Origin of the sequence: Pseudomonas sp. S11P7 (genome assembly GCF_023195435.1) — a bacterium.
GTDB lineage: Bacteria > Pseudomonadota > Gammaproteobacteria > Pseudomonadales > Pseudomonadaceae > Aquipseudomonas > Aquipseudomonas fluorescens_G.
In genome coordinates this window covers 671,159-692,989 of the sequence record NZ_JALPKS020000002.1, presented here as the reverse complement: position 1 = coordinate 692,989, position 21,831 = coordinate 671,159, and the positions used below count along the sequence as shown (strand labels likewise).

At 61.4% G+C, this 21,831-nt stretch carries 13 protein-coding genes; 9 read left to right on the top strand and 4 right to left on the bottom strand.

Going from position 1 to position 21,831, the window contains the following annotated elements; all coding sequences use genetic code 11:
• Positions 1–121 precede the first annotated feature (121 nt).
• The 3 genes from M0746_RS03215 to M0746_RS03205 are packed head-to-tail and all read right to left on the bottom strand — an operon-like array spanning position 122 to position 2,928.
• Positions 122–865 (bottom strand): enoyl-CoA hydratase-related protein, encoded by a 744-nt coding sequence (locus tag M0746_RS03215; protein WP_258448182.1) that lies wholly within the window; start codon positions 863–865, stop codon positions 122–124.
• A 28-nt stretch (positions 866–893) separates the two neighbouring features.
• On the bottom strand, positions 894–1,829 hold the full coding sequence (locus M0746_RS03210; RefSeq protein WP_258448181.1) for an iron-sulfur-binding ferredoxin reductase: 936 nt from the start codon (positions 1,827–1,829) through the stop codon (positions 894–896).
• Positions 1,822–2,928 carry a GGDEF domain-containing protein gene (locus M0746_RS03205; protein WP_258448180.1) on the bottom strand — a complete coding sequence of 369 codons (1,107 nt, stop codon included), beginning with the start codon at positions 2,926–2,928 and terminating at the stop codon, positions 1,822–1,824. The genes M0746_RS03210 and M0746_RS03205 overlap by 8 nt, the downstream gene beginning before the upstream one ends.
• A gap of 436 nt (positions 2,929–3,364) precedes the next feature.
• Here M0746_RS03205 and M0746_RS03200 point away from each other — a divergent pair, with 436 nt between their 5' ends.
• From M0746_RS03200 to M0746_RS03160, 9 genes are all read left to right on the top strand, one after another.
• A complete protein-coding gene (locus M0746_RS03200) occupies positions 3,365–4,888 on the top strand; it encodes a fumarate hydratase (RefSeq protein WP_007916251.1) in 1,524 nt (507 codons plus the stop codon).
• A 200-nt stretch (positions 4,889–5,088) separates the two neighbouring features.
• Positions 5,089–8,589 carry a SpvB/TcaC N-terminal domain-containing protein gene (locus M0746_RS03195; protein WP_342454977.1) on the top strand — a complete coding sequence of 1,167 codons (3,501 nt, stop codon included), beginning with the start codon at positions 5,089–5,091 and terminating at the stop codon, positions 8,587–8,589.
• A gap of 990 nt (positions 8,590–9,579) precedes the next feature.
• Positions 9,580–12,372 carry an RHS repeat-associated core domain-containing protein gene (locus tag M0746_RS03190; protein ID WP_258448179.1) on the top strand — a complete coding sequence of 931 codons (2,793 nt, stop codon included), beginning with the start codon at positions 9,580–9,582 and terminating at the stop codon, positions 12,370–12,372.
• Entirely contained in the window at positions 12,369–15,020 is a 2,652-nt protein-coding gene (locus M0746_RS03185) for an RHS repeat-associated core domain-containing protein (RefSeq protein ID WP_258448178.1), read from the top strand. Before M0746_RS03190 ends, M0746_RS03185 begins: the two co-directional genes overlap by 4 nt.
• Before the next feature lie 84 nt (positions 15,021–15,104).
• Positions 15,105–16,865, top strand: coding sequence for an ATP-binding protein (locus M0746_RS03180; protein WP_258448177.1), 1,761 nt, complete (start codon positions 15,105–15,107; stop codon positions 16,863–16,865).
• Entirely contained in the window at positions 16,865–18,193 is a 1,329-nt protein-coding gene (locus tag M0746_RS03175) for a sigma-54-dependent transcriptional regulator (protein ID WP_258448176.1), read from the top strand. The genes M0746_RS03180 and M0746_RS03175 overlap by 1 nt, the downstream gene beginning before the upstream one ends.
• A 475-nt stretch (positions 18,194–18,668) precedes the next feature.
• The gene (locus M0746_RS03170; RefSeq protein WP_203419280.1) at positions 18,669–19,988 is read left to right on the top strand and encodes an MFS transporter; all 1,320 of its coding nucleotides are present in this window, start codon (positions 18,669–18,671) and stop codon (positions 19,986–19,988) included.
• A 345-nt stretch (positions 19,989–20,333) separates the two neighbouring features.
• On the top strand, positions 20,334–20,744 hold the full coding sequence (locus M0746_RS03165) for a heme utilization protein (RefSeq protein ID WP_258448175.1): 411 nt from the start codon (positions 20,334–20,336) through the stop codon (positions 20,742–20,744).
• Between the two features lie 171 nt (positions 20,745–20,915).
• The gene (locus M0746_RS03160; protein ID WP_258448174.1) at positions 20,916–21,545 is read left to right on the top strand and encodes a flavin reductase family protein; all 630 of its coding nucleotides are present in this window, start codon (positions 20,916–20,918) and stop codon (positions 21,543–21,545) included.
• Between the two features lie 4 nt (positions 21,546–21,549).
• On the opposite strand, the gene M0746_RS03155 is transcribed toward M0746_RS03160, so the two are convergent.
• On the bottom strand, positions 21,550–21,792 hold the full coding sequence (locus M0746_RS03155) for a hypothetical protein (RefSeq protein WP_016773447.1): 243 nt from the start codon (positions 21,790–21,792) through the stop codon (positions 21,550–21,552).
• Between the last annotated feature and the right edge of the window lie 39 nt (positions 21,793–21,831).

Here is a 21,831-nt window from a genome sequence, read left to right as displayed (position 1 = left end):
CTTTTTGTTTACAGCTCTGGAAGATGTGTCGATTGATCCGGCCTCTTCGCGAGCAGGCTCGCTCCTACATTTGTAATGCGTTCCCCTGTGAGCGAGCCTGCTCGCGAAGGTGTCGTAACATTCAGCGAAAAAACCCGGTCAACGCCGCCAACGCTTCCGGCGAGCGCAGCCGCTGAGTAAACAACTCGCCCTCCTCCTCAATCACCTTGCGCAGCAATTGACGATCCGGCGCTCGCATCAGTTGCTTGCTGATGCGCACCGCTTGCGCCGGCAATTCGTCGAAGCGCAGCGCCATCTCCCGGGCCTTGCTCAGCGCTGCTTCGCCACTGTCCAGCGCCTCGGTGGCAATGCCCCAGGCGGCGGCCTGTTCACCGCTGAAACCTTCGCCGAGCAACAACAGCTCTGCCGCTCTGGCCTGCCCGAGCAGCCGCGGCAGGATCAGGCTGGAGCCAAACTCCGGGCACAGCCCAAGATTGACGAACGGCATGCGCAAGCGCGCGTCGCGGGCCACATAGACCAGATCGCAATGCAGCAGCATGGTCGTGCCGATACCCACGGCGGCACCGGCCACGGCGGCGATCACCGGTTTGCGGCATTCGAGCAGATTGAGCATGAAGTGGAACACCGGGCTGTCGAGGTCGCTCGGCGGTTGCTGGAGGAAGTCGGCAATGTCGTTGCCGGCAGTAAAGCATTCGGCGCTGCCGCTGATCAGCACGGCATTGATTTCGGGATCGCTGTCGGCCTGCTTCAGTGCCTCGGCGAGGCGGCTGTACATGGTGCGGGTCAGGGCGTTTTTCTTCTCCGCGCGATTGAGGCGCAGGGTCAATAAACCGCGCTCGCGCTGCAACAAAATGGCTTCGGTCATGGGGTGTCTCGCGTCTGAAAATCAGCGCTCAACCACGGCTGAGGAATACGTCGGCCAGCAATTGGTTGCGCGGCAATCCAGCCAGATACAGGCGCCGGGCGAAGGCGTCGACACTGGCGGTCGAGCCGCAGACTAAAGCCAGGGTTTGCCGGGAAACAAGGCGCAGTTGCGCCAAAGCGGCGGCTGACTCGGCCGCCGTCCACAGCTCGACGCTGAGGTTGTCGCGCTGCGCAGCCAGCGCCGCCAGGGGTTTGGCCAGATAGTGTTCGCGTTCGTCATGGGCCAGGTGAATGACGCGGATGGCGCCTTGGTGATCCTGCCGCAACGCTTCGCGCAGCACACCGAACAACGGGCCCAGACCGGTGCCGGCGGCCAGCAGCCACAACGGTCGGTCGTGCCAGTCCGGGTCGTAATGCAAGGCGCCGCCGCGCAATTCACCGAGGCGCAGCGGGTCGCCGATCTGCAGCTTTCGGGCGGCATCGCTGAACTCGCCGGGCTGGCGGCAATCGAGGTGGAATTCGAGGAAACGGTCTTCTTGCGGCAGGCTCGCCAGCGAATAGGGCCGCGCAATCTGCCCGAGCCACAACACCAGATGCTGCCCGGCGCTATAGCGCAGCGGTTGCTGCGCGGTCAGGCGCAGCCGCAGGACGTTGTCGCTGAGCCAGTCCAGAGCCTCGACCGCGGCCGGGCGACCGTCGGTGATCGGGTCGAAGGTATGGACTTCCAGGTCTTCGGTAATCTGACACTGGCAGGCCAGACGCCAGCCTTCCTGACGTTGCTCGGCGCTGAGGGCGTCCGGACGATTATCGGCGGGCAGGCCTTGTACGCACTGCACCAGACAGGCGTGGCAACTGCCGGCGCGACAGCTGTAAGGCACCGCGACGCCGTTCCGGTTGAGGGCATCGAGCAGGTTGCTGCCCGCCTCCACTGCCCAGTGACGGTCACCGACGCGCAATTCAGGCATCGACGTTCTCCCACGCCGCCGCGCAGCGATTGCGCCCGTCGCGCTTGGCCCGGTACAGCGCCTGATCGGCGCGCTGCAAGGCGTCGTCCAGATCATCGCCCAGGCCGAGCAGGGTCATGCCGGCCGACAGACTCAGGTTGCGCACGTTCAAGCCCACCAGCTCTACGTCGGTAAAGGCGATACGTAGACGCTCGCAGCACGCGGTCAGCCGTTCGGCGTCGCAATCGGGCAGGAGCACTACGAATTCCTCGCCACCATAACGCGCCAGCACATCGCCCTCGCGCAGGCACGCCTGGGCGACACCGGCGAAGGCCTGCAGCACCTGATCGCCCGCCGCATGACCGTGCAAATCGTTAATGCGCTTGAAATGATCAAGGTCGATCAGCGCCAGGCCATGCACGACATCGCTGTCCATCGCATTGAGTTCGCGCGAGGCCAGGCGCAGGAAGTGCCGGCGGTTGAACAGCCCGGTCAGCTCATCGGTGGCGACCAGATCCTCAAGCTGGCGCATCATCCCGCGCAAGGTGTCCTGATGCGCCTGCAGGGCAAACCGGCGCTGGCGCTGGCGTTGCCGCGAAACCTGAACGAAGCGCGCATACAGCACCAGCCACGCCAGCACCAGGGCCAGTACGCAGACCTGCAACGCAGCGAGCGCCGGCTCGCGCAGGCGCAACTGGTAACCGTCCCACAAGGTGATCGCACTGAAACTGAAGAACACCAGCAAGGCACAGCGAACGAACGCGCGCCGACTGAGATGGAACAGCCCGAACAACAGGATCATCACGTAAAACACCAGAAAGACGCCGCGCGCTTCGTCCAGATGGGCGATCAGCCAGGTCTGCCAGCCGAGCCCGAGCAGCACTTGCGCTTCGGTCAGGCTGGGGTCGGCGAAACGCAGGTTGCGCCCGCTCCAGAACAAGGCGAACAGCACCGCCTGGCTGGTGACCACCAGGGCGCTGCCGATGCTCACGGCGCTGAGGGATTGCTCGTAATGACCGGTAAAAAACGCCAGCCACAGCAGCAGCAAAGCCAATCCGTAGGTGGCTGCAGCGAGGGCGAAGCGTTTGAGCAAAAGACGTTGAATGGCGTTATGGGTCAATCGTTGACTCACCGTGCGATAAGAAGCTGACCGAGTGTCCTACTCTACAGACCGGTTGCCACTTTAGAGGCCCGGTCGCTAAATGACCACCGATTTTCGGGCCGGGAAAATGGCGTCAAAAGTGTGGCCCGCCTGGCCCAGGCGGGCAGCTACAAGCCGCGAGCTTCAAGCGGCAAGCTAAAGCTGTCCGCGGACTGCTTCGACTTGCCGCTCGATGCTTGAAGCTTGAAGCTGCCGCCGAGAATGACCGCCGACGCGTGTACGCCCCTTTGATGCGCGGTATACTGCCGCGCCTTTTTAGCGTCGCGCCACAAAGGGACAGCTACAAGCCGCAAGCCTGAAGCGGCAAGCTCAAGCTGTCCGCGTAATGCTTTAACTTGCCGCTCGAAGCTAGAAGCTTGTAGCTGCCCCATCGTGTTTTAGAGGAGCGCGACTCATGACCGTGATCAAGCAAGACGACCTGATTCAGAGCGTTGCCGACGCCCTGCAGTTCATTTCCTATTACCACCCCGTGGATTTCATCCAGGCGATGCACGAAGCCTACCTGCGCGAAGAATCGCCAGCGGCCCGTGATTCGATGGCGCAGATCCTGATCAACTCGCGCATGTGCGCCACCGGCCACCGTCCGATCTGCCAGGACACCGGTATCGTTACCGTGTTCGTGCGTGTCGGCATGGACGTGCGCTGGGATGGCGCCACCATGGGCCTGGACGACATGATCAACGAAGGCGTGCGTCGCGCCTACAACCTGCCGGAAAACGTCCTGCGTGCTTCGATCCTCGCCGACCCGGCGGGCGCGCGCAAGAACACCAAGGACAACACCCCCGCGGTGATTCACTACTCCATCGTCCCGGGCAACACCGTGGAAGTGGACGTGGCAGCCAAGGGCGGCGGTTCCGAGAACAAGTCGAAAATGGCCATGCTCAACCCGTCCGACTCGATCGTCGACTGGGTACTCAAGACCGTTCCGACCATGGGTGCCGGCTGGTGCCCACCGGGCATGCTCGGCATCGGCATCGGCGGCACCGCCGAGAAAGCCGCCGTCATGGCCAAGGAAGTGTTGATGGAGTCCATCGACATTCACGAACTGAAGGCCCGTGGCCCGCAGAACCGCATCGAAGAAATGCGTCTGGAGCTGTTCGAGAAGGTCAACCAGTTGGGCATCGGCGCCCAGGGCCTCGGTGGCCTGACCACCGTGCTCGACGTGAAAATCATGGATTACCCGACCCACGCCGCCTCCTTGCCGGTGTGCATGATCCCCAACTGCGCCGCCACCCGTCACGCGCACTTCGTGCTCGACGGTTCCGGCCCGGCCTCGCTGGAAGCGCCACCGCTGGACGCCTACCCGGAAATCGTCTGGGAAGCCGGTCCGTCGGCTCGTCGCGTCAACCTCGACACGCTGACCCCGGAAGACGTGCAGAGCTGGAAACCGGGCGAAACCGTGCTGCTGAACGGCAAGATGCTCACCGGTCGCGACGCCGCGCACAAGCGCATGGTCGAGATGCTCAACAAGGGTGAAACCCTGCCGGTCGACCTCAAGGGTCGCTTTATCTACTACGTCGGCCCGGTCGATCCGGTCGGTGACGAAGTGGTCGGCCCGGCTGGCCCGACCACCGCGACGCGGATGGACAAGTTCACCCGGCAGATCCTCGAGCAGACCGGCCTGTTGGGCATGATCGGCAAATCCGAGCGCGGCCCGACCGCAATCGAGGCGATCAAGGACAACAAAGCCGTGTACCTGATGGCCGTGGGCGGCGCCGCTTACCTGGTCGCTCAGGCGATCAAGAAGTCCAAGGTGCTGGCGTTCGCCGAACTGGGCATGGAGGCGATCTACGAGTTCGAGGTCAAGGACATGCCGGTTACCGTGGCGGTAGACAGCAAAGGCGAGTCGGTGCACATCACCGGCCCTGCGATCTGGCAACAGAAGATCAGCGAAAGCCTGGCGGTCGAAGTGCAGTAAGCGTTTTGCGCGAATGAAAGCGGCCGGTTCATCCACAGCGATGACCCGGCCGTTTTTGCTTGCGCCTGCATTTGGCGATAAAAAACCTGGCCAAGCACACAAAACAGTCTTGCGCACCTGTCAGATCTGACAGGTCCCTTCCCCGGCGATTCTTGTTAGCGTCAACCCATTCGCGCCCCCTGCGCGCAATGGACTCGATCATGGCTGAGCCACAAGACCTGAGCATCACCACGCCCTCCATCGCCACCAGCACGTCGATCGCCACCATCGGTAAAAGCTGGGGCAGCGTCGGACCGACCGGCGCGGCGTCGTTTGAACTGCCAATACCCACCTCGGCCGGGCGTGGCTGGGATCCGCAGTTGTCGCTGAGTTACAGCAGCCAGAGCGGCAACGGTACCTTTGGCATCGGCTGGAACCTGCTCGGCGTCGGTCAGATCAGTCGTCGTACCAACCAGGGTGTGCCGCGCTACACCGATCACGATGAGATCATCGGTCACGACGGCGAAGAGTGGATGCCGGAGCTGAATGTTGACGGCGACCTTCAATTGCGTGAAGAAACCACCTACAACGGCGCCCCCATCGGCCTGCACCGGGTGGTGCGCTACTGGCCGCGAATCGAAAGCGATTTCGCCTTGCGCGAACGCTGGACCAAGGTCGAGGATGCATCGGTTTTCTGGTTGATTCACGGTGCCGACGGTTCGCTGCACCTTTACGGCAAAACCGCCGCTTCACGTCGCGCCGATCCCGATGACCCACAGCGAATCAGCGCCTGGCTGCTGTGCGAAAGCATGAACGCGCACGGTCATCACATCTATTACGAGTACAAGGCCGATGACCAGGACGCCGACCCGCTGCACGACTACCGCGCGCAGCGATATCTGCATCGGGTGTGCTATGGCAATTCAACCGCCAGCCGTGAGCTGTACAGCTGGGGAACACCCAACCCCGGCGAACTCGACTGGTACTTCCATCTGGTGTTCGACTACGGCGAACGCAGCACTTCGTTAACCGGGACCCCGGTCTATGACGGTGCAACCCTCGAACCGTGGGCGCTGCGAGCGGACCGTTTTTTCACCCATGGCCAGGGCTTCGAACTGGGCACCCGCCGCCTTTGCCGGCAAGTGTTGATGTTTCATGACGTACTGGCTGAAAACGGCGAGCCAAAAAAACTCGCTCGCCGTCTGCTGCTGGAATATCGCCAGCCCCAAAACACCGGGCAATGGGCTTTCAGTCAGATCAGCGCGGCTCACTATCAGGCGTTCGATGCCAATGGCCTGGTCGAGGACACCCCGCCGGTCGAATTCGACTACAGCCCTTTCGAACTCGATAAAACCCCGACGCGTCTGTTCGAACAGGACGTTCAGCCGGGGATTGAAGACGCTGGTTTCTATCAGTGCGTGGACCTCTTTGGCGAAGGCCTGCCGGGCTTCCTGTGTCGGTATGACCAGAGCTGGTATTACCGCGAACCGCTGCGAGCCGCCCAGGGCACTGACGAAATTGCCTACGGGCCGTGGTCCGCGCTGGAGCGGATTCCCGTGGCCAACCGTAACCGCGCGGTGCAACAACTGCTCACGGACCTGACCGGTGACGGGCGTCTGGACTGGATCACAGCGCAACCGGGCGGCAGCGGATTCCGCACGTTGACAGCGAAACATCAATTCGCCGACTTCGTCCCCTTCAGTGCATTCCCGCTGGATTTTTTCAACCCGCGCGCGGTTCGCGGTGACTTCAGTGGCGATGGCCTGCTCTCGATCGGTTTGATCAGCCCGCACTCGGTCAAGGTTTACGCCAACCGGCGCGAACACGGCTTCGCCGCCGCTGAAGAGGTTGCCCACCAACCCGACGATGACCGGCTGCCGTTGTTCGGTGATTCGCCAACCGAACGGGTGCTGCTGGGCAACTTTCTGGGCAGTGACATGCCTGAGCTGTCCCGGATTCGCCACGACGAAATACGTTGCTGGCCGAACCTCGGCCATGGTCGGTTCGGCAAGGGCCGCAAGATCAGCGAACTGCCCTTTCGTTACGACCAATTCGACTCGTCCCGCGTGCGTCTCGCCGACGTCGACGGGTCTGGCGCGACAGCGTTGATCTATCTGCGCTCCGAGGGGTTCGATATCTACCTGAACCGCGGCGGCAATGGTCTGGAGCAGATTCCGGTCAGCGTGCCATGGCCTGCCGGTGTGCGCTACGACCGCCTCACGCAAGTCAGTTTCGCCGACCTGCAAGGGCTCGGTTGTGCCAGCCTGATCCTGACAGTGCCGTACATGCAGCCACAGCACTGGCGCTACGATTTCGTTGCGACAAAGCCCTATCTGCTGACCACCAGCAACAACAATATGGGTTGCAGCGCCGAGGTGCTCTACCGCAGTTCGGCGCAGGAATGGCTGGATGAAAAACATCGCTTGCTGACCCTCAAGCGCCTGCCGGTCTGCCATTTGCCCTTCCCGGTACCGGTGGTGAAAAAACAGCGGCAACTCGATGAAATCACCGGCAACTGTCTGACCCAGACCTTCAACTGGCGCGCGGGCACTTACGACAGTCGCGAACGTGAATTTCGCGGTTTTGGTCAGTTACAGCAGGCCGACAGCGAGAGTGCCACGGGTGACGATGATGTCGGTTTCAGTGAGGCCGTGCGGGTCTGCACCTGGTTCCACACCGGGCAATCGCTGGATCTGCCGCGCGATGACTATTTCAATCGCGATGCGGGTGCGATACCGCTGGGCGATACCTTGTTCAGTCGCCATCACGCCAACGATGACGAAGATGAAACGATCGAGCCCCCGGACGAGAACACTCGCTACCAGATAGCCCGAGCCCTGGCCGGTTCGGTGTTGCGCAGCGAAACCTGGGCCGCAGCCGATCTGGACGTGCCCGGCCTCGCCGTACCTTACGCGGTGCAGGAGCTGCGCTACCGGGTCCGCGAGATACGCCCGCAAGGCGTTTATGCGGCTGCCGTGTTGTTGCCGCTGCTACTGGAAAAAATCGACTGCCAGTACGACCGTTTCATCGATGATCCCCTGTGCCGCAAAGAACTCAATCTGCGCTTCAACGCCCATGGTCAGCCGACCCATACGCTGACTGTGAGCTACGCCCGCCGACTGACCGAAACGGACACGCCTCCGTACCACGACCCCGATGAACAGCGCTGGTGGTGTGACGCCCATGACCCTTGCCAACAGTGCTACTACGTCAGTGAGATGCGCGCGCGGTTCATTGATCTGCTTGAGCCTGATTACTGGCGCCTGGGCTTGCCCTATCAACAGCGGAGCAACGCTCTGGTGTTGCCCAAAGGCACGCTGCCGCAAGGCCTGGAACCGGCGCAGGTCACGTATGAATATCTGATCGAGCATGAGGGGAGCGCGCACTGGAACGCCGAACGCGTATTGACCAGCCAGTCGGTGCAACGCTATGTCGATACGAGCGGTCGTGAGCTACCCGATGGCGTGGCCGGATTCGAAGCATTGGCCGGGCCACTGGAAGTAGCGCAACTGGACAAGACTGCGCTGGATGCCTACGGCGATCCCGCGCTGGGCATCGATATACGCGACGAGCTGAGAAAAATTGGCTATGCGAGCATGGATTTTCTGTTTCCGGTGCTCCCCCGACGACGAGCAGAACCTCTGGTCCGCCTGCTACGGTTACGCTCAATACGCTCCTCTCGAAGGTTTCTACAAGGTACTGCGCTACCGCGAAACCAATAGTCACGGTGACACCCGCGCCGAATATGACGCCTGGTGGCTGGCGGTCAGCCTCGTGGAGCTGCCGGATGGCTGCACCACCCACATCACTTACGACTATCACATGATGCAACCACGGTGCATCGTCGACGCCAACGACAATATCCATGAAGCCTTGCACGAGCCTTCCGGCCAGCCGCTGGCGACCAGTTTCTACGGTACCGAGAACGGCTTGCCCGCAGGGTTCATGCCGCTGAATGTCTACCAACGTCCGCAAGACCACCGCCCGGAAGCGGCGATTGCCGACCCGGTCGGGACCGTGCAAAAAGCCGCCAGCACCTTGCACAAGGATCTGTTCAGCTGGATGGGGCTCGTGGCCGGTGAAATCGCACAATGGATCGCTGCAGGCTATCTCCTGCCCAGCGGTCATGTCAGAGCCAGTGCGCGCTGGCAACTGGAACGGCGCCGGCCACACCTGACGCCCGATGAACAGGTCTTGTATGAGGCGATCAGCGCGGCGCATCGCGAACCGGTGCACAGCGTGGTACTCAGCGCCGACCGTTACCCCGACGATCCGGTGCCGACGCAGATCCAGATCATCAAGGCCTGTGTCGACGGCTTTGGCCGAGCCTTGCAGACTCAGCAACTGGTCGATCCCGGGATGGCTTACGCGGTAGACGCCGACGGCTCGCTGATCGTGGAAAACGGCCAGATCAAGGAAGTCGATGCCGACCCGCGCTGGCGCATCAGCGAACGCGTCGAATACAACAACAAGGGCTTGCCGGTGCGTCAGTTCCGACCGTTTTTTGCCAACACTCACCGCTATGTCAACGACCAGTCGCTGCGCGAGTCGGGCTATTTCGATCAAGTGTTTTATGACGCGTTGGGCCGACAGATCAGACTGATCAACGCCAAGGGCGATTTTTCTCGCGAGTCGTATCACCCGTGGTATCACGCCAGCGAGGACTTCAATGACACCGCCGAGTCACCGCTGCCAGAAAGGGTGCGGCGGCCATGATCGCCAGCCTGCATCGGCGTACGCCGGCGCTGGCGGTGAGCGATGCGCGCGGTTTGCCAGTGCGGCAGATCGCGTATCTGCGCACTGTCGCCGATGAGCCGCCCGTTGCCCTGGTGACCCGACAGCAGCATGACCACGCGGGCCGAGTGGTCGAGCAGTGGGATTCGCGTCTTGCGGTGCCGGCGCTGATCGCGGTACACCGCCTCGACGGCACGCTACTGCGGTCCGCCAGCGTCGATTCCGGCTGGCGCCTGCACCTGCCGGGGCCCGCCGGGGAGCCGTTGCAGCGCTGGGACCAGCGCCACACGCGCTGGAACTCGACCTTCGATGCACAACTGCGCGTGCTGACGCTTGCTGAAAACGCTGAGGTAACCGACAGGTTCATTTATGCCGATGCGTTGGCTGATGCCGGACGCAATCAGCGTGGCCAATTGCTGGAACAGAACGATCGCTCGGGCACATTGGCAGTGGACAGCTTTTCTCTCGCCGGCCAAGCGCTAAAAGAAACCCGCGCTTTTGCCGACGCCCAGGCGTTCAGCAGTCAGCGGCGGTTCAGTCCCTTGGGCGCGGTGCTGGAGCAGACCGACGCCGGCGGCCACCGGCAACAGTCACGCTACGGTCTGGCCGGGCAACCCAGACAATTGCATCTGCTGATCAACGGCCACACCGATTGGCAAACGGTGTTGCAGGATGCGCAGTACAACGCCACTGACCAGATCGTCGAACAACAGGCTGGCAACCAGGTACGCAGTCGCTGGCGCTACGACCCGGCCGACGGCCGTCTGCACACCCAGTCCAGCCGCATAAGCAATGGCGATGTTCTGCAGGATTTCGAATACTTTTACGACCGCGTCGGCAACATCACACGCATCGAAGATCATGCGTACGAGCCGCATTATTTCGCCAACCAGCGCGTCGACGGCCACCGCGAGTTCAGCTACGACTCGCTCTATCGATTGACTCACGCCACAGGCTACGACGACGCGCCACCCAGCGATATTCCCGGTCTGCCGCAACCGACCGACCCGAACAACCGCCTCAACTACACCCAGACCTACCAGTACGACCACAGCGGCAACCTGATCGAGTTGCGCCATGTGCGCGCGGGCAACAGCTACACCCGCCTGATGCGCGTCGACCCGCAAAGCAATCGCGGCGTGCGCTGGAAACCGGGCGATGGCGAACCGGACTTCGACACGCTGTTCGACCGCCACGGCAATCAACGGGCCGTGCACCCCGGCCAACCTCTGCTCTGGACTGTTCGCGACGAAGTGCAACAGGTGACGCTGGTCGCCCGCGAGCAGCAGAAGTGCGATATCGAGCGATACGCGTACAGCCAGGGAGTCCGGGTCTGCAAACGCCACGAATACCTGGCCGCCAACGCCGAACATTTTCATCAGGTGCGCTATTTGCCAGGACTGGAAATCCGCAGCAAAGACAACGGCGAAGAACTGCACATCATCAGCGTCGGCAGTGCACGCTGCCTGCACTGGGTGGCGAACAAACCCGAAGGCATCGACGCTGATCAGCTGCGCTACAGCCTTGAGGATCACCTCGGTTCCTGCATGATCGAACTCGATCAACACGCACAACTGATCAGCCATGAAGGGTATTACCCGTTTGGCGAGACGGCATGGATGGCCACGCGATCAGCGCTCGAGGTGAGCTACCGGTTCGTGCGTTATTCGGGCAAGGAAATGGATGTCAGCGGGTTGTATTACTACGGCGCCCGTTATTACGCGCCGTGGTTGCAGCGCTGGATCAGCACGGATGCGGAGCAGGCGGATGGTTTGAATCTGTATGCGTTTGTGGGCAACAACCCGATGCGCTATGTCGATCCAGACGGAAACAAAAGAGCGGAAGGTGTAATCATGCTGGCGTCGCAGTTCGTTTCTGCAGTCAACGAACATTCCCAACAGGTGGTCGCCCAGCTACATAACATCCTCTATCCGCAGCCCGCGACCGCGAACATGCTGCTGAATCTTGGCGTAGAAGGTGCCCATTGGTTTGCATCGACTTACCACGGAGGCAATCTGGGAAGCGGCCTTGTCGAACCCGTTCTTCCCATGCCTGACGCCAACATATTGCCCTCACCCGCCGGGCTTATCGGCGGCAACATCGCCGGCGACGTCACTGCAGGCATGATCGCTCCGGTAGCTGAGAGTGCCGGGCTGGGGTTTGGTCCGCTTATTCCGCAGACGTCGAAAATGTCGGTCAGTGCCATTGACGAACGATTGGGCGTCAGTGGCGCCGTCAGCGAAATCAATTCCTGGTCAGACATGAGGGAGGAACTGCTCGACCCGGCGCTCAATTCCGTCCTCAATTCCGACTTCATGATGAATCGAGTGGTTGGCTCAGTATTCTCGATCATTCCCCATTTTCTGACGCTGTTGACCAGAGCCGTGGAGAACGAGGACATCAAGAATCGGCTCGATCCGGCAAAAATCGAAAAAATAGAAAAAATGCTGGATGAATGGAAAGCTGCCGTCGGGCAACGCGCTGCCTGGGCAGAAAACGCCTTCGATGCTTTGGGCACTGACGCCGTCGATCCTGCAAAAGTACTGACCAACATCACCCATATGACGTCCCCGGAAGCGCTGGCACCGATCACTCGCTCGGGGCTACGCCAGCAGGCCAACACCACATTGGGCCACATCACCCGTGCGCAAAACATGCTCGCCTACTACAAGGAAATGGGCACAACGGACAATCAGCACCTGTTGAGACAGGCTCATCAGGCAAACAAAAAACCGCACGGGCGGGTCTATAACTGGATCACCAAAGGATGAAAGCCGGAGCAGTCCATTGGCGTACGCCGATGCTTGCCGTGACAGATCCTCGCGAGTTGCCGGTACGGCGGATCGAGTACCTTCGCGAAACAGCCAACGGCGCCGTCATCGCGCTGGTCACCCGCCAACAGCACGACCCGGCAGGCAGACTGATAGCCCAGCGGGACCCACGCCTGCCCGCGGCCAACCTCACTACCATTCATGCACTGAACGGCGAACGGTTGAAAACCGACAGCGTCGATGCCGGCTGGCGCTTGAATCTGCCGGGTCTGGCGGGCGAGCCGTTGCAGCGCTGGGATGCGCGCGGCAACCATTGGCGCACGACCTTCGATGAGCAACTGCGCAAAGTGGCGGTCGATGAAAACAACGAGGCCGGTGTCGACCTCTTCACTTACGCTGGCGCCACGGCTGATGCAGGATATAACCAGCGCGGCAAGTTGCTGGAACAGAAGGATCGCTCGGGCTCTCTGCGCACCGACAGCTTCGCCCTTGCCGACCACACATTGAGCGAAACCCGCACCTTCGACGATGGTGCAGCGCTCACCAGCCGATTTGTGTTCAGCCCGCTGGGCGCTGTGCTGGAGCAGACCGACGCCGGCGGCCATCGACAACGCTCGCGCTACGGCCTCGCCGGACAACCCAGACAACTGCATCTGCTGATCAGCGGCCACAGCGATTGGCAGGCGGTGCTGCAAGACATCAGCTACAACGCCGCCAACCAGATCATTGAGCAACTGGCCGGCAACGATGTGCGCAGTCGCTGGAGCTACGACCCGGCCGACGGCCGTCTGCACACCCAGTCCAGCCGCATAAACAATGGCGAAGTTCTGCAGGATTTCGAATACTTTTACGACCGCGTCGGCAACATCACACGCATCGAAGATCATGTGTTCGAACCGCATTATTTTGCCAACCAGCGCGTCGACGGCCACCGCGAATTCAGCTACGACTCGCTCTACCGATTGACTCACGCCACAGGCTACGACGACGCGCCACCAAGCGATATTCCCGGCCTGCCGCAACCGACCGACCCGAACAACCGCCTCAACTACACCCAGACCTACCAGTACGACCACGGCGGCAACCTGATCGAGTTGCGCCATGTGCGCGCGGGCAACAGCTACACCCGCCTGATGCGCGTCGACCCGCAAAGCAATCGCGGCGTGCGCTGGAAACCGGGCGATGGCGAACCGGACTTCGACACGCTGTTCGACCGCCACGGCAATCAACAGGCCGTGCACCCCGGCCAACCTCTGACCTGGAACAACCGTGACGAAGTGCAACAGGTGACGCTTGTCGGCCGCGAGCAGCAGAAGTGCGATATCGAGCGATACGCGTACAGCCAGGGAGTCCGGGTCTGCAAACGCCACGAATACCTGGCCGCCAACGCCGAACATTTTCATCAGGTGCGCTATTTGCCAGGACTGGAAATCCGCAGCAAAGACAACGGCGAAGAACTGCACATCATCAGCGTCGGCAGTGCACGCTGCCTGCACTGGGTGGCGAACAAACCCGAAGGCATCGACGCTGATCAACTGCGCTACAGCCTTGAGGATCATCTCGGTTCCTGCGTGATCGAACTCGATCAACAGGCGCGGCTGATCAGCCAGGAAGGGTATTACCCGTTTGGCGAAACCGCATGGATGGCCGCACGCTCAGCGCTTGAAGTGAGCTACCGGTTCGTGCGCTATTCGGGCAAGGAAATGGATGTCAGCGGGCTGTATTACTACGGCGCCCGTTATTACGCGCCGTGGTTGCAACGCTGGGCAAGCGCTGATCCCGCGGGGGATGTGGATGGTTTGAATCTGTATGCGATGGTGTCGAACAATCCTATGGTTCATGTCGACATCGATGGGCGCAAGCAGTACGGATTTGCCGACTTCCTCAATCTATTCCGCACCACTGCCAACGTTGCTAGCCAAGTGCATGACGCAGCGACGGTGTTTGATGGTCCAGCGGATGAAGAAGCGAACATGACTGCGCAAGCCAAGGAAAATGTGAGTTTTCGCAGTTATTTATTCAGTAAAAACGGAATCGCAGCTTTTAGTGCCGGTTTCACTATCGGAGGCGCCTTGGGCGGCGCGGCAGGAAGTCCGCTCCCTGGCGTCGGCAACGCGATTGGTGGCGTCGTCGGCGGACTGTTAGGAGGACTCGGCGCCGCTTATATACGCTACCGTTTCTTCAAACGCGGAATCCGGTTAACGGAAGCGCTGCACACTGCCGAAATACGCGACGCCACACAGACTGTTGCCGACAGTGCAGAAGACTTGGCAAACGGAACAGTTCCAGGAATCATCATGGGAAAAGTCGATCAAATGCGACTCAAAGCTGAAGAAAAGGTCCTGGCAATGGTTGAAGAAATGTCCCCCTTCGCACAGCTGGACTTTGCAGACCTAATGGAAAAGGGTGCTTCAGTAGTAGATGCGTATCGCCAGATATCGGCTCAAACAGCCGCTCTGGTCGAGACTGTTCAGAACACGGTGGAAGCGACTCAGCACGCCATCGATAACCTCAGCGAGGCTGAAGGTGTTACCGGGCGCCTGCAACAACTGGAGCGCTCTATCACTGAAGAGCCCAGCCGCAAACCCGTCCCTAAACCACGCCTGGATCTGCAACGCCGACGCCAGGCAGAACAATCATCGGCATGACCGCCATGGCCCGAGCCATCAGCACGCCGGGCCACGCCAACCCATGCTATCGTGCCCGCCCGTCCTGCCGACCCATCGCCCAGCATGCTGCCGACTTCCCGTACCCTGCGTCTGTCGTTGTATTCCCTGCTGATCATCGCCGGCACCGCACTGGCCGCCACGCTGGCGATCCGTCACGCCGAACGTCAGGCACTGGAAGAAGACGCCGCCCGCGCCAACCAGCAATTGGCGCTATATGCCAACTCGCTGCACACCCTGATCGACCGCTACCGCGCCCTACCCGCCGTGCTCGCGCTGGACCCGCAACTGCGTACGGCGCTGGCAGGTCCAGTGGATGCCGAAGAACAAGCGGCGCTGAACCTGAAACTGGAAAAGATCAACGGCGCAGCGCAGTCATCGACCCTTGAACTGCTTGATCGCACCGGCCTGGCCGTAGCCGCGAGCAACTGGCGTCTGCCGAGCAGTTATGTCGGCCACAACTATGGTTTTCGCCCATATTTCAGCCAGACCCGCACCCAAGGCACCGGGCGTTTTTATGCGGTGGGCGTGACCAGCGGAATTCCCGGCTACTTCCTCTCCAGCGCCGTGCTCGGCGACAACGACGAGTTTCTTGGCGCGATGGTGGTCAAGCTGGAATTCCCTGAGCTTGAGCGCGAGTGGCGCCAGGGCAGCGACACGCTGCTGGTCAGCGACGCTCGCGGGATCATCTTCATCGCCAATCAGCCGGGCTGGCGCTACCGCGCGCTGCGGCCGTTGAGCACCAGCGACAGGGCCGAGATCAAGGCCACGCGGCAATACGACAAACAATCGTTGCTGCCGCTGACCCACCTGGCGCTGCGCCGCTTCGATGACAACAGCGACCTGCGCCGCGTCGAAGGCCCGGATGGCACGGCCGATTATTTGTGGGAGTCGCTGCCGCTGGCCGCCGAAGGCTGGACCCTGCATCTGCTGCGCCGTCCGCAGGTGGCGTTCGAAGACCTGCGCAATGCCGGGCTGGCCGCCGCCGGGGTGTGGCTCGCCGTGGTGTTTCTGCTGCTGTTTCTCAATCAACGCTGGCGCTTGTCGAAGATCCGCCAGCGCAACCGCGAAGAGCTGGAACGGCTGGTGGAGGAACGCACCCGCGACCTGCGCACCGCGCAGGAAGGTCTGGTGCAATCGGCCAAACTGGCCGCACTCGGGCAAATGTCTGCAGCACTGGCGCATGAAATCAATCAACCGCTGACCGCTCAGCGCATGCAACTGGCGACGCTGCGCCTGCTGCTCGAACACGGCCGCGTCGACGATGCCTACAAAGCGCTGAAACCGGTGGACGACATGCTCACGCGCATGGCCGCCCTCACCGGCCACCTCAAGACCTTCGCGCGCAAGAGCCCCAGCGGTTTGCGTGAACGTCTCGATCTGGCGACCGTGGTCGATCAGGCCTTGCAACTGCTCGATGCGCGGCTGCGTGACGAACAGATCAGCTTGGTGCTGCACCTGACCCGCCCGGCGTGGGTGCGCGGTGATGCAATTCGCCTCGAACAGGTGTTGATCAACCTGCTGCGCAACGCACTGGATGCGATGCACGGCAAAGCCTGCAAGCGTCTGGAAATCCGTCTGCAGGCCGATGAGCAACTGTGGCACCTGAGTGTCAGCGACAATGGCGGCGGGATTGCCGAAGAGCATCTGGCCCAGGTCTTCGACCCGTTCTTCACTACCAAACCCGTAGGGGATGGCCTGGGCCTTGGCCTGGCGGTATCGTTCGCGATCGTGCATGAATCCGGCGGGCGCCTGAGCGCCGAGAATGGCGACGCCGGCGCGGTGTTCAGCCTGACTTTGCCGATCGATCTGGAGGCACACATCTGATGCTCAATTCGGTGATGGTCGTTGATGACGAAAGCAGCATTCGCAGCGCCGTCGAACAGTGGCTGAGCCTGTCCGGGTTCGCGGTGCAACTGTTCAGCCGCGCCGAAGATTGCCTCGCCGCCCTGCCCGCGCACTTTGCCGGGGTGATCCTCAGCGACGTGCGCATGCCCGGCATGGGCGGCTTGGCGTTATTGGCCGAAGTGCAGAAACGCGATGCCGGTCTGCCGGTGATTCTGCTCACCGGCCACGGCGATGTGCCAATGGCGGTCGAAGCGATGCGCGACGGCGCCTATGACTTTCTGGAAAAACCGTTCAGCCCGGAAAGCCTGCTTGGCAGCTTGCGTCGCGCGCTGGACAAACGCGGGTTGATCCTGGAAAACCGCGCACTGCACACGCAGGCCGATAACCGCGCCCGACTCGATGCGACCCTGCTCGGCGTTTCCCGGAGTTTGCAGATCCTGCGCCGGCAAGTGCTGGATCTGGCCGCGTTGCCGGTCAACGTGCTGATCCGCGGCGAAACCGGCAGCGGCAAGGAACTGGTCGCGCGCTGCCTGCATGATTTCGGCCCGCGCGCAGACAAGCCGTTCGTGGCGCTGAACTGCGCGGCGATTCCCGAGCAACTGTTCGAAGCCGAGTTGTTCGGCCACGAGAGCGGCGCGTTCACCGGCGCCTCGGGCAAACGCATCGGCAAACTCGAATACGCCGATGGCGGCACGCTGTTTCTCGACGAGATCGAAAGCATGCCGCTGGCCCAGCAAGTGAAACTGCTGCGTGTGTTGCAGGAGCAGAAGCTGGAACGGCTGGGCTCGAACCAGAGCATCCGCGTCGATCTGCGCATTGTCGCGGCGACCAAACCCGATTTGCTCGACGAGGCGCGTGCCGGACGCTTTCGCGAAGATCTGGCCTATCGCCTGAACGTCGCCGAGCTGCGCTTGCCGCCGCTGCGCGAGCGCCGCGAAGACATTCCGTTGCTGTTCGACACTTTCGCCCGCCAGGCCGCCGAACGCCTCGGCCGCACGTTTGCGCCGTTGAGCGGCGCGCAGTTGAGTCACCTGCTCAGTCATGACTGGCCGGGGAATGTGCGGGAACTGGCCAACGTCGCCGAACGCCAGGTGCTAGGGCTGGATGAACCTGTCGCCGGAATCGATCCGGGGCAATCGCTGGCCGCTCAGCAGGAAGCGTTCGAGGCGCAGTGCCTGCGCGCGGCGCTGACCCGGCACAAGGGTGACGTGAAAGCCGTGCTTGAGGAGCTGCAACTGCCGCGCCGGACCTTCAATGAAAAAATGCAGCGGCATGGGTTGAGTCGGGAGATGTTTGTCGCGGAGTGATGCACGATGATCGTTCCCACGCGCAGCAAAGGAATGCAGCCCGGGACGCTCCGCGTCCCCTTCGAAGCCGAACGCGGAGCGTCCGTTGCGGCATTCCCACGCAGAGCGTGGGAACGATCGCAACCATCCCCCTCACCCCAGCCCTCTCCCCCAAGGGGGCGAGGGGGAAAGGGAGCTGATCTTCATGCTTTTCGAAACCTGAGTTCGACTCGATATTCCAGGTCGGCGTTACTTCCAAGAACACCTCGGTCAGTCCCCTCTCCCTCCGGGAGAGGGCTAGGGTGAGGGGCTTTGGGCTTGCGCCTCAATAAGCGGAAATCCGCTCATCAAACCAAATCCTTCGGCGATATACCGCTCACCCAGTCCCGCCAGCCCCTCTAAACCGGCCCTCCCCCGTTGGCACAGCTTCTGCTACAGCCCCGGCAGGCTGCGTTTCGACGCGCTCCACAAAAACAATTAAACGAAGGATCCTTCAATGGATAACTCCAACGCCCTGCCACTTGGGTCGGCGGCTGCGCCGGTCAAAGCAAGAACCACCGCCAGCCGGATCAAATCGATCTTCAGCGGTTCCGTCGGCAACATGGTCGAGTGGTACGACTGGTACGTGTATGCCGCCTTCTCGCTGTACTTCGCGAAAACCTTCTTTCCCGCCGGTTCCACCACCGCGCAATTGATGAACACCGCAGCGATCTTCGCCGTTGGCTTTCTGATGCGTCCGATCGGTGGCTGGCTGATGGGCATGTACGCCGACAAGGTCGGCCGCAAGAAAGCCCTGATGGCCTCGGTCTACCTGATGTGCTTCGGCTCGCTGCTGATCGCGCTGAGCCCGAACTACGAAACCATCGGCATCGGCGCGCCGATCCTGCTGGTGTTCGCCCGTCTGCTGCAAGGCCTGTCGGTCGGTGGCGAGTACGGCACCTCGGCCACTTACCTCTCGGAAATGGCCACCAAGGAACGTCGCGGCTTCTTCTCGAGTTTCCAGTACGTGACCCTGATCTCCGGCCAGCTCATCGCGCTGGGCGTATTGATCGTGCTGCAGAACACGCTGACCACCGAGCAACTGTACGCGTGGGGCTGGCGCATCCCGTTCGCCATCGGCGCGCTGTGTGCCGTGGTTGCGCTCTACCTGCGTCGCGGCATGGAAGAAACCGAGTCGTTCACCAAGAAAGAAAAGTCCAAGGAAAGCGCCATGCGCACCTTGATGCGCCACCCCAAAGAGCTGTTGACCGTGGTCGGCCTGACCATGGGCGGCACCCTGGCGTTCTACACCTACACCACCTACATGCAGAAGTACCTGGTGAACACGGTCGGCATGAGCATTTCCGATTCGACCACCATTTCCGCCGCCACGCTGTTCCTGTTCATGTGCCTGCAACCGATCATCGGCGGCCTGTCGGACAAGATCGGGCGTCGGCCGATCCTGATCGCTTTCGGCGTGCTGGGGACGATCTTCACCGTGCCGATCCTGATGACCCTGCACACCATTCAGACCTGGTGGGGCGCGTTCTTCCTGATCATGGCGGCGCTGATCATCGTCAGCGGCTACACCTCGATCAACGCGGTGGTCAAAGCCGAACTGTTCCCGACCGAGATCCGCGCTCTGGGCGTCGGACTGCCGTACGCACTGACCGTGTCGATCTTCGGCGGCACTGCCGAATACATCGCGCTGTGGTTCAAAAGCATCGGCATGGAAACCGGTTACTACTGGTATGTCACAGCGTGCATCGCCGTGTCGTTGCTGGTGTACATCACCATGAAAGACACCCAGAAGCATTCGCGGATTGTGACTGACTGATCGGGTTTCGCAGCGCCACTGCAACGGTGGCGTTGATGGGCCCCATCGCGAGCAGGCTCACTCCTACAAGGGATCGGTGGTCGACACCAACCCCTTGTAGGCGTGAGCCTGCTCGCGACAGGGGCTCCACGGTCTACAGGCTTGAAAATCAACCTCCCCTCAAATCGATTAATCGCTAATTAATCCCGCCAACGCATCCTGCCCCTACCTGATCGATGACCTGCGCGACGCTCGCTCCTGCGAAGAAAGCGAAAAATATGCGCCGCCCTTAATATCAACTTAATCGATCTTTTCTAGCATAAATTTGCGCTTTTTAATCAATTTAGTTGGCGTAGCATTAACCCCATGCAAGACACACCCGCCAACGAATCTGGAGTGACCCACATGAAAACCAAACTGATCCTCGCTTTCGCCCTTTCCGTTCTGGCCGCCAACACGTTTGCTGCCGATGGATACGACCGCACCGGCTCCGCTGTTGCCGCGGATGGCTATGACCGCACCGGTTCTGCCACTATCGCCGCTGACGGCTATGACCGCACGGGCTCTGCCACCGTCGCCGAAGATGGCTACGACCGCACTGGCTCAGCCACTTTCGCCGCTGACGGCTACGACCGCACCGGCTCCGCTACCATCGCTGCAGATGGCTACGACCGCACCGGCTCCGCTACCATCGCTGCAGATGGCTACGACCGCACCGGCTCCGCTACCATCGCTGCAGATGGCTACGACCGCACTCAATCGGCCGCGATCAGTTGATTGCAGTGATATAGCGCATAGCCCGGCTTCGGCCGGGCTTGATCATTTGTGGCGACGAGATGTTCTGAAACCAACGCAAAACCCTCTGGGAGCGTTTGCATCCGGCTGGAAATCTGCGACGCGGGCTTGCACTATGTAGCGCTCGAAAAACACAGCGCAGGACCACCCGCCATGCCCGATGACATCCACTTCTACGAACCCGCCAACGGCCACGGCCTGCCCCACGATCCGTTCAACGCCATCGTCGGTCCGCGGCCCATCGGCTGGATTTCTTCGCAGAGTGCCGAAGGTCAGCTCAACCTGGCGCCGTACAGTTTCTTCAACGCGTTCAACTACATTCCGCCAATCATTGGCTTCTCCAGCGTCGGCCGCAAAGACAGCCTGAACAACATCGAGCAGACCGGCGAATTCGCCTGGAACCTCGCCACACGTCCATTGGCCGAGCAGATGAATCAGAGCTGCGCGATGGTCGCGCCTGAGGTGAACGAGTTTGAACTGGCGGGGCTGACGACCGTAGCGTCGAAGGTGATCGCCGTGCCGCGCGTGGCAGAAAGTCCGGTGTCCTTCGAGTGCAAGGTCACGCAGATCATCCAGTTGCAGCGCGCCGATGGCGAAACCGTGCCGAGCTGGCTGATCCTCGGCGAAGTGGTCGCCGTGCACATCGCCAAGTGGTTGTTGAAGGACGGCATCTACGACACCGCCGCGGCGCAACCGATTCTGCGCGGCGGCGGGCCGGCGGACTATTTCCAGTTGGGGCCGGAGGCGCTGTTCAAGATGTGGCGTCCGGGCGCCAGCAAGTAAGCGCTTACCAGATCAGCTCGGCGTCATCAGTGACGCCCTTGAGTTTGTCCAGTTCGTTGATGGCGGCGTCGTCGGCGGCAATGGCACCGGGAAACACCTGCTCATCGAGCAATTTGTGAAAGCGTGGCGCACCGCCATCGACCAGGGCCTTGACCGCAATCGCTGCGTAATAACCCTTGTTGCCGCCCAACTCGACGGGGACCACTGCGGAAACTGCTTCGAAGCGTTCGAACTCTTTACGTGCCATGTCACACATCCCGGCTCAGACAAATAAGCCGGCCATTAA

Coding starts and splice junctions, on each gene's coding strand:
- M0746_RS03215 (WP_258448182.1), bottom strand. CDS start 865: ATGACCGAAGCCATTTTGTTGCAGCGCGAGCGCGGTTTATTGACCCTG.
- M0746_RS03210 (WP_258448181.1), bottom strand. CDS start 1,829: ATGCCTGAATTGCGCGTCGGTGACCGTCACTGGGCAGTGGAGGCGGGC.
- M0746_RS03200 (WP_007916251.1), top strand. CDS start 3,365: ATGACCGTGATCAAGCAAGACGACCTGATTCAGAGCGTTGCCGACGCC.
- M0746_RS03195 (WP_342454977.1), top strand. CDS start 5,089: ATGGCTGAGCCACAAGACCTGAGCATCACCACGCCCTCCATCGCCACC.
- M0746_RS03190 (WP_258448179.1), top strand. CDS start 9,580: ATGATCGCCAGCCTGCATCGGCGTACGCCGGCGCTGGCGGTGAGCGAT.
- M0746_RS03185 (WP_258448178.1), top strand. CDS start 12,369: ATGAAAGCCGGAGCAGTCCATTGGCGTACGCCGATGCTTGCCGTGACA.
- M0746_RS03180 (WP_258448177.1), top strand. CDS start 15,105: ATGCTGCCGACTTCCCGTACCCTGCGTCTGTCGTTGTATTCCCTGCTG.
- M0746_RS03175 (WP_258448176.1), top strand. CDS start 16,865: ATGCTCAATTCGGTGATGGTCGTTGATGACGAAAGCAGCATTCGCAGC.
- M0746_RS03170 (WP_203419280.1), top strand. CDS start 18,669: ATGGATAACTCCAACGCCCTGCCACTTGGGTCGGCGGCTGCGCCGGTC.
- M0746_RS03165 (WP_258448175.1), top strand. CDS start 20,334: ATGCAAGACACACCCGCCAACGAATCTGGAGTGACCCACATGAAAACC.
- M0746_RS03160 (WP_258448174.1), top strand. CDS start 20,916: ATGCCCGATGACATCCACTTCTACGAACCCGCCAACGGCCACGGCCTG.
- M0746_RS03155 (WP_016773447.1), bottom strand. CDS start 21,792: ATGGCACGTAAAGAGTTCGAACGCTTCGAAGCAGTTTCCGCAGTGGTC.